Genomic DNA, 13,362 nt, shown 5'->3' with positions numbered 1-13,362 from the left:
CAATGGCTCGCGTCGCGACTGGTCCGAGGCGAAGAGGTGACGGCGATCGTCGACAGTACCGGCATGAGCTTTGGCCGCGCCGCCGAATGGTACGAGAAGAAGTACGGGAAAAAAGCAGCCCGCACGCCCTGGCGTAAGGTGCACCTGTCGATCGACCTGGACATGAATGTTCACGGCATCGCGGTGACCGACACCACGGTATCGGACAGCGAGGGCATGGAGGCGGTACTGCCCGGCGATGTGGCGCTCGATCGTGTGCGCAGATCCCGCGCATCAAGCGCTGTATCGGTGCGCGTCTGTTGACGCGCAAGATTGAAGCACAGCAGCGTGAGGGCGTGACCATCGCCAACCTGCTGAACCTGTGGAACTCGTTCGGCAGGTGCATGTGCGCTAAAAATGGATAGTCGCGTCTACAACAAACGGACTCCTGGTCTTCCGAGCAAAGCCGTAGGCCATGGGTTCGGCGTTGAGGACTTTCATTGGCGTCACCACCTCATCCTGAAGGCCTTCAATGATCTGTATGAGAGACCGCAAGGTTGTCCCGTGGCCGCATACCAATACGCGGTTGCCTGCCAGTATGCGCGGCAATATCAAGTCCGACCATGCCGCACGCACACGGATTGCCGCATCGCCAATAGATTCACCACGGGGCAATGACCGGGGAGCGAATCGCGAATACCGGGGATCCGACTCCGGACTGTATTGATGGTTTGGGGGCACGGGCTCCGGACGGGCATCCGTGTTAAAGCGGAAATTCGTCAACTGAAGAGGGCCGTACTGGGCCGAAACTTCCGCTTTGGTCATGCCGGTCAAAATACCGTAATGCCGTTCATTGAGGCGCCAATCGGTGACCGGCGGCCGTTCCTGGTCCGGATGGAGGTGCTTGGCCACTACCCAATAGGTGCGCAGGGCCCGGGTCAACATCGAGGAAAACCCATAATCAAAAGTCCATTCCGCCCCCCTTAGCATCTCGGCCGCTATCTGGGCCTGAGTCATGCCCTGTGGCGTCAGATCGATATCCGCCCATCCGGTGAACTTGGAACTAGCATTCCATTCGGATTCGCCGTGTCGGAGTAGCACCAGTTTTGTCTGGGGTCCGAGTGGGGCGCGGGTGAGCATCATTGGGTTTTCCACTTCTCTATTTGTTGTCCGTGGTCTGGCGTCAGTCGTGGATACAGGCTTCGAAACCGGCTCTCAAGGCCTCACGATCCAGATTTCGGCCGATCAACACGTACCGGCTAAAGCGCGCCTCCCCTTCTGACCAGGGGCCTTGCAAGTCGCCCTCCATGAGCATGTGGACCGATTGGAACACGTATCGGCGCGCGCATCCCAAGATGTAGAAAATCCCCTTGGTGCGCAAGATATCGGCGCCCCGCACTGTCACCAGGTTCCCAAGCCATTCTTCAAGCTTGGTCAGATCCAAGGCCTTGTCCGTTGCCAGCGAGACGCTACGGATACCACCGGCCTGGATGTGGTTATCTTCGTCGTGCGCGTGACCGTGATGGTCATGACCGTGACCGCAATGTTCGCCATGCACGTGTCCATGGTCGTGACCGTGGTCGTGATCGCAGTGGACACCGTGGCCGCAATGCTCATCGTGGACGTGCGCGGGAGCGGGAGCCGGAGCCGGAGCCGGAGCCGGAGCCGGAGCCTGCGCCATCATGGCCAGGCCTTCAACGCGGGACAGGTCAAACGATCCACGGCCGATCACCGCATCGAGCTGGACCTGACAACGTGATGTCTTGTAAATCCGTGCAAACGGGTTGAGCACCCGAAGTGCGGTCTCGATGCCATGCAACCGCTTTTCCTCTACGTGTTCAACCTTGTTGATAATCAGTTGATCCGCGAACGCGATTTGTTCCACGGCTTCCAGACTATCTGCAAGTCTCTGGTGGATGTGCACAGCATCCACCAGAGTGATAATCGAATCGAGTTTAAGGTGAGCCTGCAAATGTGGATCGACCAGGAACGTTTGGATCACGGGCCCAGGGGCCGCCAAACCGGTAGTCTCGATAATCACCGCGTCAAAGGTCTGAACCTTGGCCAGAAGCTTATAAAGCACCTGGATCAAATCGCCCCGGACCGTGCAACAGATGCATCCGTTGTTCATTTCGAACAACTCATCGTCCGATGACACAACCAGATCATTATCGATACCGATCTCACCGAACTCGTTGACGATCACGGCGTACTTTTTGCCATGATCTTCCGACAGAATACGGTTAAGCAGCGTAGTTTTACCCGCGCCCAAATAACCCGTGAGAACCGTTACCGGGATAGGCTTTTTCATTCTTGTCTCTCCAACGACCCCGGGACCCAGCCGGCCCCGGCGTCTAAAGCTTTACAGGCTCAGGCCCCTGGGACCCGGATTCGCTTTTGATTTACATCCAGGGCATGATCGACACGTGGATCGCGTCTTCTGCGCCGCCCACGGCCTTGATAGCCGCGTCTGCGTCCTTGAGCGCAAAACGGTGCGTGGTGATCTTTTCGAGCGGGAAACGCTTCGAAGCCAATTGCTTCAACGCGAGTTCGCAAGCCTTGTACGAGTGGCCGCGAGCCGACTTGATCGTGATGGCCTTGACGGTAACCTTGGCAATCGGGAAGTTCGGGAAGTCGGCCATCTCGCCTTGAATCAGCAGCGTGCCGCACTTGCGCTTCAGTGCTTCGATGCCAAGCAGAATTGCCTTCGTGCCCGCGCCTGCCGTGCAGTCCAGAGCAACGTCAACACCGCGGCCGTTCGTTGCTTCCAGGATCTTTTCCAGCGGGTCTTCCTTGGTCACGTCGATAACGACGTCGGCGCCAAGTTCCTTCGCGATTTCGAGGCGCCTGGAGTCCTTTGCCGTGCCGGTGACGATGATCATGGAGGCACCCGCTTGCTTGCACGCAATGACTTGCGACAGACCTTGCTGGCCCGGGCCTTGGATCAGGACCGACGTGTCATAGCCGACGTTACAATCGAACAGTGCCCATTCGATGCCGTTTGCCATCGGGGTCACGACGCCTGCGAGTTCCGGATCCAGACCTTCCGGAACCTTGTGAATGACCGCATTTGAAGGCAGGTAGATGTATTGCGACAGACCGCCCAGCAGCGGCGAGTGGTCATTGTCGATTGCCGTGTAACCGAGGCGGATGCCCTTCGGGTTGAAACGCCAGTCGGTGCCGATGCAGTGACGGTATTGGCCCGAGTGGCAGTGTTCGCACTGGCCGCACGAGGTGTAGTGTTCCGGGAAAATGCGATCACCGATTCTGAGGCCCGTGCGCTTCAGGAACTCGGGGCCTGCCTTTTCGAGGATACCGATGTTTTCGTGACCCATGATGATCGGAGCGCCCTTCAGTTGCTCCTTGTACATTTTGACGTCGGTACCGCAGATGCCAGCGACTTCAACGCGCATCAGCGCGCAATCGTCCGCCATTTCCGGCATGTCGAATTCGCGCAATTCCAGTTCGCTCGGGCCAACACGAACCTGCGCAAGAACCTTGTCCACCATCTCTAATACTCCTTGGAAAAGTTTGACCAGCAGCAATTCAGTTTGCCGTCTGGCGCCTACGTATTTGAGTAATCAGGCGCCAGATGGATTAACCGATTAACGGTTTAACGGCCCACGTGGGCGCGAACGGTATTTACGGTATCGAAGCTACGCGGTGCCGCTGCCATGAGGAAACGATAGCCCTCATCGATCACGCGTTGTGCGTTGGCCTTCGTAACGTGAGGATGGCCAACGATCACGTTGTGTTCCTTGCACGTGGCAACGACTTGCGCCATTGCGGCCAAGACTTCCGGGTGCTCGGTCTGACGGGGAACGCCCAACTCCTGACTCAGATCGCCCTCTCCGATCAGGATGGCGCCGATCCCAGGGACGTTCTTCAGCATGTCCGGGAGGTTCGTAATCCCTGCGATGTCTTCAATCTGAAGAACGGCGAAGATCTCGCCTTCGGCAGCCAGGGGCCATACGTCGGCTTTCGCGTAGTATTCGGCCATTGACAGACCCCAGTAACGCGCAGCCTGCATCGGGCCATCACCACGGATGCCTGCCGGTTCGTAAAGAGGCTTGTCCTTCAGGCGTGCGTAACGGCATGCGGCAATCGCGTTGCATGCCTCTTCGACGGTCGAGATATGCGGGAACACAATGCCGTAGCAACCGATGTCCAGAGCCTGTTTGGCCAGGAACTGATTCATCTCGCAACCGTTAGCCGGAACGCGGGCAAACGGGGTCACCGCCGGGGCCAGGCCGTCCTTTGCGATTTGGCCACGGCTCATCAGGTATTGCAGGCTGTTGCGCAGGCTCTTGATATCCCAGCCACGGTGCTCGCCTTCGAAGACCACCGAATCATAAGGTGATGCCTGGAGTTCGGTTGCGGTTTCGATTTCGCACGGTGCGAACAGGGAAAATGCGTGGCCGCCCGTTTCGAGGGCGCGAATAACACCATTAAGACGCGACATGCTTTTACCTTTTGTTGTTGATCGGGAGTCCCATGGACTCCCCGTCGTTGCTACTTGGCGGCCACAGCCTGTGCCTGGGCTTCACGGGCCTTCAACAGGGCATCGAGGCGCGGGTAGACGCGGCGGGCATTGCCTTCGAAGATCTTGAACTTCGTCTCTTCGCTCAGGCCTTGAACCTGGTCGATATAGCGCTTGGTATCGTCAAATGCGTGACCCGTTTCCGGATCGATCCCGGGCACTGCGCCCAGCATTTCCGATGCAAACAGGATGTTGTCTTCCGGAACGACACGGGTCAGGAGTTCGATCCCCGGGAGGTGGTAGACGCACGTATCAAAGAACACGTTCTGCATCACGTGCTCAACGAGTTGGCGCTTTTGCATTGCCAGGCTCATGCCACGGTAACGGCCCCAGTGATAGGGAACGGCGCCGCCGCCGTGCGGGATCACGAAACGCAGGGTCGGGAAATCCTTGAACAGGTTGCCCTGGATCAACTGCATAAACACGGCCGTATCCGCGTTGATGTAGTGGGCGCCCGTGTGGTGGAAGTTCGGATTGCAACACGAACTGACGTGAATCATTGCCGGCACGTCGAGTTCCACCAGCTTTTCATAAATCGGGTACCAGTGGGGGTCCGTCATCGGAGGCCCGCTCCAGTTACCACCGCTCGGATCCGGGTTCAGGTTCACGCCCACGAAACCGAGTTCGTTAACCGCGCGCTCCAGTTCCGGGATGCAATTCGCGGGGCTGACACCGGGGCTCTGCGGTAGTTGCGCGACACCAACAAAGTTGTTGGGCAGCAGCGCTGCAATCCGGTGGATGAGATCGTTGGACAGACGCGTCCATTCGACCGACGTTGCTTCGTTGCCGATGTGGTGCGCCATACCGGCGGCACGGGGGCTGAAGATCGTGAGATCGGAACCGCGTTCGCGTTGGAGTTTCAGTTGCGGCTGCACGCTGGCGATGATCTCCTCATCGCTGACACCAAGGTCCGTGCTCCTGGGCTTGCGTGCCGGGTCCAACAACCCTGCAAGCTGCTTGTCGCGGAAGACATGCAAGGCCAGCGGTTCGGTCGTGTAATGGCAGTGGGTATCAATAATCATGGTGGGGACCGCCGTATGTAAAATCGCTTTCCGCGTCGGTTTGTTAGGCCGGAACCAGGCCCTGCTTTTCGAATGCGGACTTGAAGAACGCATCCAGACGTTCCGTCGTATTGGCCGCCTGCTGATCCACCGCGTCCACTGCCCAGTACTCCGAATTCAGAATGCACTCGTGCAGGTACATAGCGGCCGAAGTCGCATGCGATGCGTCTTGCCCAGGAATGATCAGCGTGGGGACGTTGAGCCCCAACAGGTCTTCGGGCTTGGCTCCCGGTGCGGTATCGCGGTCAAACAGGGTCCAACCCATGCCTGTCACGATTGCGCGGTACTTCGCGACGTCGAACGATGCAAACTCCTTCGCGAATTCCTTGTTTGTTTGGATCACCGATGCCCAGGGGCCGCCACGGGGATCTGCACCGAACGGCTTGCCGGTCGCCAACGCGAGTTCCACCACTGCGGCCATGCCGTTCTGGCTCACATATGCGAGGTGCTCGGAGAAGCGCTGATGACTGCTCATCCGGTAGCGGGCACCGCCGACAGGCCAGTAGAGGACTTGACCCAATACGCGTTCCGGGTGCTGGACCGCGAATGCGATGACCGGCGAAACACCCATGCAGCCGCCCATCAGGAATGCGCGGTCGATACCCAGGTGATCGAGGAGGCCAAGACCTTGGGCAACCATGTCTCGCCAGGTCACGCGCTCGATGCGGCCGCCCGACTGACCGGTTTCGCGACGGTCAAAGACGATGCACTTAAAGCGCTTGCACAGATAGTCGAGAGGATTCACCCGGGCATAGACACCGAGCGTGGTCCACGTTTCGATAGTGGCATTGAAACCGCCCGGGCTGTACATCAGAAGCGCGGGCCCGTCACCGATCACATCGTAACGCGTGGAAATCCCATCAACAGTAACGAAAGGCATGTTTGGCTCCCTGGGATCAGACTGCGGCTTTGGCTTTCGGGGTACCCTTGATCTGCTTACCGGCGCGGACATCGGCAAACAGTTCGGTGAACGCATCCAAGGTCGTACGAGCCACGTTTGCGTATTGCTCCAGTTCGGAGTCAATGTTGCCCGCACTGTAGCCGATTGCAGCATGGGCCATGCGCACACGACCATCGAGCCAAGGACCGCCGCCGAAACCACCAATGACAGGGATATCCACGGCCTTGCACACTGCCTCACCGGCAACGGGGCCCGAGTTCGTAAAGTCGATCATCGAGGCCCCGACGGCTTCCATGATCTTTGCATCCTTGACCAGTTGGGCAACCATGGCATCGGAGACCAGGGCGCCGTCTGCATTGTTGTATTGAATGCCGTATTTCAGCGCCGTTTGCGGCGTGATGCCGAACTGGGCCATCACCGGGATACCGGCCTTGACCAGGGCGGCAACGGCTTCCGGATAGTCTGCGGCGCCGTCCAACTTGATCATGTCGGCCCCTGCTTCCTTGACCAGACGGATACCGGCTCCCACCGCCGACTGGACACCACATTGGAGCGAACCGAAAGGCATGTCGGCGCAAACCAGTGCACGCCTGGCGCCCCGGCGAACCGCCTTGGATACGATAATCATTTCGTCCAAAGTGATTTCGAGCGGGTTTGCGTGGCCCCAGACGTTGACGCCCACCGAGTCACCGACGATGAGCATATCGACGCCCGCGCGTTCGGCAATGCGAGCCATCTGCACATCCCAGGCAACAACGCCCATGATCTTCTGTCCGTCGCGCTTCATTTGTTGAAGCGCCGGGATCGTGACTTGTTTATCGTTAGCTTGCATATCTGATTCGATTTTCGATTTCGATTTTGGATCCGTGGCCCTCGGGCTCAGCCCACGAGGTCCAGCGTACCGGCGGCAAAGATGTCTTCGAGCGCGTATTGCTGGGTCAAGATGCCCTGCTCCGACGCAATACGGATAACGCTTTCGAGTGCCTGACGGTTGGGCTCGATACCGTACGGGAGCGGATCACCGCCAAGCGTGTCCATGACACGGCCATAGAACTTGTCACCGCATTGACGTTCTAGGGCTTGCGTTTGCTGGAGGCGTTCGAGCCACTGACGCTTCGAATCCACGAATGCCTTGAAGAGCGTGGGCGCCAGATCCGGGTTCTGTTCAAGTAGTTCGTTGCGAACTACGACCGTATGGTTGATCGGGTAGTAACCCGATTCGCGCATGGCCGAGAAAGCCACGTTCTGTGCATCGGGGATCAGGGGTACCAGATTCGGGTTTTCGACCTTGAGACCCACGGCCGCCGCCACTTCACCGGAGATCAACAGATCTTCGACCTTTTGGCCAGGTTCCACGGGCACCACATTGCTCGGTGCCTTGTACTCTGCCACGTGCTCATCGCCCGAGAGAACCCAGGTGATTTTCGAAAGATCAACACCGTATTGATGTTCGAGCACCGCACGGGCCCACACACCGGCCGTAACCGTATAGCCACGATTGACACCGACCTTGCGGCCTTCCAGCTGGCGCGGGTGCTCGATGCCGAGATTGCGATTCACCAGGATACCGCCATGATGGAACGCGCGAACGACGAAAACGGGAAGCGCCGTAAACGGCTTACCGTGTGCCCGGGCACACAGATAAGTCGTAATAGCCATCTCGGAGACATCGAATTCAGTATCACGAACCATCCGCCGAAACGCCTGGATGATCGCCGGCACTTCTTCGAATTCCAGCGACCATGGACCAGTGTCAACCTTGCCGGTTTTCAGGGCCTCAGTATGCCCAAGGGTCTGGATGCATGTCTTCAGAATTGCCATTCAAAAAGTCTCCTATCTACGGCGGTTAGCAACAACCATCAACATAGTCTTCAGGGACGATTAGCGAGCGCCTCAACCATTTCCAAGGCAAGTCGTCGTCATCGAATTCCGACATCGGTTTAAAGACCTTAAAGCGATGACGGCCCTCGTCGGTCCAAAACGCAACCACGGTCTCCAGCGGAGGACACCCGGGCGCATGACACTCGACCTCCGAAACCATGATCACAATATCGGTCGCGAGTTCGAAGTTCGCGCGCACTGCTTCACGAATGCGGTCCGCGTGGGACAGCGATAGAGGATCGGGCTTCCCGATATTTCCTAGCATCACAGGTTCTGCAAGTTGGATCGCGAATCTATACTGGATCGCCACCGTTCCTTTATACGGAACTATGTTCTGTATAACGAGTCAACAATATCACTTAGAGCTCGCAGCGTCAATGAAAGAGGGAGCGTAAATCAGGGCTGTTAACTTTTCCTGGAACGCGCTAATGTCCGGGTCTTCATGAAGGGGACGGAGCAATAGCGACAATGTTGTTTGGTGGCGTGTTTTCGAAGCTGCAAGTGTCAATCAAACTAAACATGGAACCCCTTCACGGGTGTAGCGCCCCCCTGAATCACCGGACACGGTCTCCCACTTAAAATTGCGGGTAGGCATACGACTGTGGTGCGACACGAAGCATTAGGCCTCCGGTGGAGGCGCAGTGCACGCTCGTTTCATCATTGCTCACTCGCGGTAGCACTTGCGATAGAGAACCCGCTGTACGACCAGCGGAAGCCCAGGAAGGCATCGGAGGCCGGCAACGGCTCTCGGTGAAGCCCTTCTGAAATGCGTAGTCCGAATGCGTGTGCGGCCGTGAGACGGCACATGTGCGTATTTCGGACAAACGTGACCGGCCGTTTCGGGATCGTGAGCGGCGATTTCGGCAAGGTGACCGGGCATTTCGGGAACGTGACCGAGCGGACCGGAAGGCAGGATTGGCGTTGCGCATGACATCAACCACGTGCACCGGATGAACATGCGCATGATCAAGGACGTTTTACGACTAAAATTCGACGTTGGCTTTTCACACGATTGGATCGCCGCATCGCTGGGCATTTCCAAGGACGTGGTCACGAAGTACGTCGGACTGGCCGGCGCCGCCGGGCTGGACTGGGCGAGCGCCTGCGACATGGACGAAGGCGAACTCGAGCGGCGGCTGAGACGCGCAAAGGGCATCAACCGCGGCCGCCGTCTCGGCGGCGGCGAAGACAGCTGGATTGTGGCTACGAGATGTCGTCAGGACCCGGTTTGGCCATCGCCCGTCGCACGACACGACGGTGATCGACACCATGCAGAGCCGAGTTACACTTCCGCCGGCTTATTGGGTGCAGGTTGGCCTCTATATTCACATCATCTCCTGGCCCGCATAGCCGGCCTTTCAGGCTCGGGAGGAAAAACACACCATTTCCCATCCCGGTGACGATAGAAGAACAACGCCTTCGAGCCGGCTCCATTGTCTGCAACGACACAAACGTAACGCCCAATCCTGGATCGTCCGTAGTGGCTGACTCTGAACCCTCGCTCAGGGTCTGGCGACAACCAATCCTGGACCATTGCTCTCAACGATCGTCCTACACTTTCCATCACCGTCTCCATCTTGTTTCAGCCTCACCGATCAACAACCACATCGCTCGCCGGCGCGACGTTTCTCTTTGCACTGGGACTTCACCGCCAAGAGCGTGTTCGCAACTTCCCACCAAACCTGGCAACCTGGTGAGATGACCAAAACGCAAGCCCTACCCGACCGATGTATCGGACGAGGAATGGAGCTTCGCCGCTCCATACCTGATGCTGATGACGAATGACACGCCGCAGTTGCAGTACGACCTGCGCGTTCCACTCCAATTCCCATGGCGGATCAGCACCGGTTGCGCATGCAACGCATGATTGCGGTGTCCGTTCTTCATATCCAGTCAATCGCTATGCCGTCCCGCTTCATTTGTTCGGCCTTGTAGACTATATAGTCCGTCGCAGCACAACAGGCTTTCCACCCATTGTCTGTTTCGTCATCCACGCTGCCAACGCGGAATCCAGATAGTCTGCATGGCCGGGAAACCAGTCAAACAGACGGAGACCAAAGTCATGCACAACGTCCGCGTCGATCTGCCCCGATTCGACTGCCGCCTTGACCTCGCACACCGACTTTAAAACAGCCGCATGCTCTTCGATATGGCAATCGCGCGGCGGGAAATTCGTCGTGCGCATCCATTCGTCTTCCTGCTCGAAATGGCTGACGGCGTGCTTCTCAAATTCCTCGATCGCGGTCAGCGCATTTGTATCGGTACAGGTCACGAGCCGTAGCACTACCTCGTAGAATTCCTCGTGCACGTCGTCCATCGGCGTGAAACCAAGCAGCCGTGCATCTGACCAGACCATGCTAGTGCCACTTTGCCGCACCGGTGCTTCGATGTCTGCCGTTGCAGATGGGTGTGTAAAATTTTTTGCGTTCATGAATTTTTCTCAAAGCAACGCCATCGACAATAGAACAGAAAATAATGGTGCTAAACAGCACTCCCAAAGACCTGTCCAAAACGCTTCTATCGCATTCTAGCTAGATCAAACGACTCAGACTGACGCACGCTGCAACAGCAGCGAAACTTGCACCTGTAATCAACGCAACCACGCCAGCATGATGAGGTTCGATCAGCAATATAAACGCCGTCAGCACAGCACCGAACGTTTGACCTAGCACGCGCGCTACGCTAATCATGCCGCTCGCATTGCCGGTGCGCCCAGGCGGTGCAAGGGCGAGAAGCGACCTGTTATTGGGCGGCTGGAACAGCCCGAAGCCGATCCCGCACACCGCCATGCGCCAGCCGATATCGAACGAAGCGGGATGCGAGGGGAGTAGCGCGAGTAACGCCAGACCGGTTGCAAGGATAGCCAGTCCGACGCCGCCGAGCACCCCCGCTCTAATGCGATTCGACAATGAACCCGCCAGAGGTGCGATACAAAGGACCGCAATCGGCCACGGTGTAATGAGCGCGCCGGTTTCCATCGCACTGCGTCCAAACGCATCCTGTAGCATGAACGGAAGCGATACGAACGCGAGCATTTGCGCGGTAAACGAACAGATGGATGTGAGGACGGCCAACAGAAATGCCGGCTTGAGCAGCAAGTCTACCGGCAATAGCGGTTTTGTTCGATGTCGCTCTCGACGCACCAGCAACCACGCACAGATCGCAGCCATAGATAGCTGGATTACGATGCCTGCGCTAATGCCGTCACTGTGGCCCATTCGATCAACGCCAGTCACCAGCAGTCCGAACGTCGCTGCATTCAGCAGTGCACTGAAATAGTCATAGGATGCTTTCGCGACAGGCGGGCGAGGCAGCGCCTTGAATCCGACCAGGAACGTGATAATGCCAAGGGGCACATTGATCGCAAACAGCCACGGCCATGCCGCGACAGAGAGGATCGCCGCCGCAATCGTCGGCCCGGCAGCGGTCGAAATGGAAACGACCGACGCATGAATGCTGACACCACGCCCGAGCAGCCGCGATGGATAGATCATTTTGATGATGGCGGTGTTTACGCTGCCAATCCCGGCTGCACCTAACCCCTGCAAGACACGTGAAATAATCAGCATGTCCAGCGATTGCGACATCGCGCACATCAGTGATGCGAACGTGAAGAGTACGAGACCAACCATATAGATGCGTGCATAGCCGACACGATCACCAAGTGACGACAGCGGCAACAACGTCATGATGATCGACAGCTGATAAGCGTTGACGATCCACACTGAATCCGAGCGGCTGATATCCAATCTCGTTGTGATGGTGGGCAACGCTATATTGGCAATCACGCTATCGAGCGAACTGAGCGTTGTAGCAAGCGATATTGCCAGCACACCAAATATTAGCTTACTACCTGTCAGCCCATCTTCCTTTGTTGCAAAACCATCCTGCTTTATTGCGATCTGTTGCATGATGAGTTTCTTTTGACGCGATCTAATGCCAAGACGCCGGGAATTTTCCCGGCGTTTCTTGATGATCGATTAAATGCTGAAGCTTTCGAGGCTCGCCGGATGGAAGAGATCCTTCGCTTCCAGCCTGCGGCTCGACAGTCCTTCTGCGTAATGCTGCGCCAGAAATCGGTTGAGCGTATGTTCGTTCGCGGCGAAACCGTACGACCAGAAATCGTCGCCCATCAATTCACGCGCGGCGCGAAGCTGAGTCTCGATAAACGGCAGTGTAACCTTCGTAGCCGACGTATCGGTCAGACGGTGCAGTGCGATCGCTTTCGATTTCTCGAAGGCCTTCATCACCGACATCGGCAGCCACGGATGCTGTTCAACGAGCGTGCGCCGGATGCCGAGCGTATGCATGATCGGGAACAGCTTCGTTTTGCGATACCAGGCCGCACCTTCTGCCTGCGGATCATCGAACAGATACTTCACGTTCAGGGAGCCGCGATCGAAACACGACGGTGCGCGCGGGCCGATCAGCGCATCGATTTCACCGGCTTCGAGCATGCCGGAAATCGTTTTGCCTTCGGGCGCGTTCACCAGTTCCACATCTTTGGGCAGATTCAGGCTGATCTTTTCGACGCGCGTCGGGTCTTCGTAACCACCGCGCACCCACGTGACATCCGATGCCTTGATGCCGTACTCCTCTTCGAGGAACAGGCGCACCCACACGTTTGCCGTCAACTGGTATTCCGGCACGCCGATGCGCTTACCCTTCAGATCTTCCGGTTTGTTGATACCCGCGTTCGCGTTCACATACACCGACGTGTGACGGAACGCGCGCGACGGAAATACCGGGATGGCAACGTAAGCCGACGTACCCGCTGCCGTCTTGACCGAATAGCTGCTCAACGACAGTTCACAGATGTCGTAATCTGCATGACGCAGCGCGCGAAAGAAGATTTCTTCCGGTTCCTGCAACATGAACGTCGGATCGACGCCCTCGATCTGCACTTCACCATCGACCAGGGGGCGCATACGGTCATAGGGACCGACAGCAACTGAAAGCTGCAACTTGCTCACACTGTCTCCTTTAGGGAGTGAAGAAAA

The 13,362-nt window shown here is 57.4% G+C and carries 13 protein-coding genes and 2 pseudogenes; 3 read left to right on the top strand and 12 right to left on the bottom strand.

The features are described 5' to 3' along the window. Window positions 1-36: 36 nt before the first annotated feature. On the top strand, window positions 37-303 hold the full coding sequence (locus PQR27_RS38160; protein WP_408528830.1) for a transposase: 267 nt from the start codon (window positions 37-39) through the stop codon (window positions 301-303). 87 nt (window positions 304-390) lie between these two features. Here the strand turns inward: PQR27_RS38160 and PQR27_RS38155 are convergent, their stop codons facing one another. From PQR27_RS38155 to PQR27_RS38115, 9 genes are all read right to left on the bottom strand, one after another. Then, entirely contained in the window at window positions 391-1,122 is a 732-nt protein-coding gene (locus PQR27_RS38155) for a 2,3-bisphosphoglycerate-dependent phosphoglycerate mutase (RefSeq protein ID WP_408528829.1), read from the bottom strand. A 40-nt stretch (window positions 1,123-1,162) separates the two neighbouring features. Further along, complete coding sequence (locus PQR27_RS38150) at window positions 1,163-2,290, bottom strand: CobW family GTP-binding protein (RefSeq protein WP_408528828.1); 1,128 nt, start codon at window positions 2,288-2,290, stop codon at window positions 1,163-1,165. A gap of 91 nt (window positions 2,291-2,381) precedes the next feature. Beyond that, on the bottom strand, window positions 2,382-3,488 hold the full coding sequence (locus tag PQR27_RS38145; protein ID WP_408528827.1) for a zinc-dependent alcohol dehydrogenase: 1,107 nt from the start codon (window positions 3,486-3,488) through the stop codon (window positions 2,382-2,384). Window positions 3,489-3,592: 104 nt separating this feature from the next. Continuing rightward, window positions 3,593-4,441: an HpcH/HpaI aldolase family protein gene (locus PQR27_RS38140; protein ID WP_408528826.1), complete on the bottom strand. Its 849-nt coding sequence runs from the start codon at window positions 4,439-4,441 to the stop codon at window positions 3,593-3,595. A gap of 50 nt (window positions 4,442-4,491) precedes the next feature. Continuing rightward, the gene (locus PQR27_RS38135; RefSeq protein WP_408528981.1) at window positions 4,492-5,541 is read right to left on the bottom strand and encodes an amidohydrolase family protein; all 1,050 of its coding nucleotides are present in this window, start codon (window positions 5,539-5,541) and stop codon (window positions 4,492-4,494) included. A 43-nt stretch (window positions 5,542-5,584) separates the two neighbouring features. Then, a complete protein-coding gene (locus PQR27_RS38130; protein WP_408528825.1) occupies window positions 5,585-6,460 on the bottom strand; it encodes an alpha/beta hydrolase in 876 nt (291 codons plus the stop codon). A 16-nt stretch (window positions 6,461-6,476) separates the two neighbouring features. Next, a complete protein-coding gene (locus PQR27_RS38125; RefSeq protein ID WP_408528824.1) occupies window positions 6,477-7,313 on the bottom strand; it encodes a 3-methyl-2-oxobutanoate hydroxymethyltransferase in 837 nt (278 codons plus the stop codon). 47 nt (window positions 7,314-7,360) lie between these two features. Beyond that, the gene (locus PQR27_RS38120; RefSeq protein ID WP_408528823.1) at window positions 7,361-8,302 is read right to left on the bottom strand and encodes an ABC transporter substrate-binding protein; all 942 of its coding nucleotides are present in this window, start codon (window positions 8,300-8,302) and stop codon (window positions 7,361-7,363) included. A 25-nt stretch (window positions 8,303-8,327) separates the two neighbouring features. Further along, entirely contained in the window at window positions 8,328-8,627 is a 300-nt protein-coding gene (locus tag PQR27_RS38115; RefSeq protein WP_408528822.1) for a hypothetical protein, read from the bottom strand. Window positions 8,628-9,318: 691 nt separating this feature from the next. Between PQR27_RS38115 and PQR27_RS38110 the strand changes: the two are divergent. Together PQR27_RS38110 and PQR27_RS38105 are read left to right on the top strand one after the other, a co-directional pair. Further along, window positions 9,319-9,501 (top strand): annotated as a pseudogene (locus PQR27_RS38110) (IS21 family transposase); the annotation flags it as partial. A gap of 569 nt (window positions 9,502-10,070) precedes the next feature. After that, window positions 10,071-10,175 (top strand): annotated as a pseudogene (locus tag PQR27_RS38105) (transposase); the annotation flags it as partial. A gap of 123 nt (window positions 10,176-10,298) precedes the next feature. Here PQR27_RS38105 and PQR27_RS38100 read toward each other — a convergent pair. The 3 genes from PQR27_RS38100 to PQR27_RS38090 all read right to left on the bottom strand — a co-directional run bounded on the left by PQR27_RS38100 (window position 10,299) and on the right by PQR27_RS38090 (window position 13,335). Beyond that, window positions 10,299-10,793: a bacteriohemerythrin gene (locus PQR27_RS38100; RefSeq protein WP_408528821.1), complete on the bottom strand. Its 495-nt coding sequence runs from the start codon at window positions 10,791-10,793 to the stop codon at window positions 10,299-10,301. Between the two features lie 100 nt (window positions 10,794-10,893). After that, complete coding sequence (locus PQR27_RS38095) at window positions 10,894-12,273, bottom strand: MFS transporter (RefSeq protein WP_408528820.1); 1,380 nt, start codon at window positions 12,271-12,273, stop codon at window positions 10,894-10,896. 69 nt (window positions 12,274-12,342) lie between these two features. Then, window positions 12,343-13,335 (bottom strand): ABC transporter substrate-binding protein, encoded by a 993-nt coding sequence (locus tag PQR27_RS38090; RefSeq protein ID WP_408528819.1) that lies wholly within the window; start codon window positions 13,333-13,335, stop codon window positions 12,343-12,345. Window positions 13,336-13,362: the final 27 nt, after the last annotated feature.

Origin of the sequence: Paraburkholderia fungorum (assembly GCF_046027215.1) — a bacterium.
Taxonomy (GTDB): domain Bacteria; phylum Pseudomonadota; class Gammaproteobacteria; order Burkholderiales; family Burkholderiaceae; genus Paraburkholderia; species Paraburkholderia fungorum_D.
Note: the sequence above shows the minus strand (reverse complement) of the source record. Positions and strands in the feature narration are given on the sequence as shown.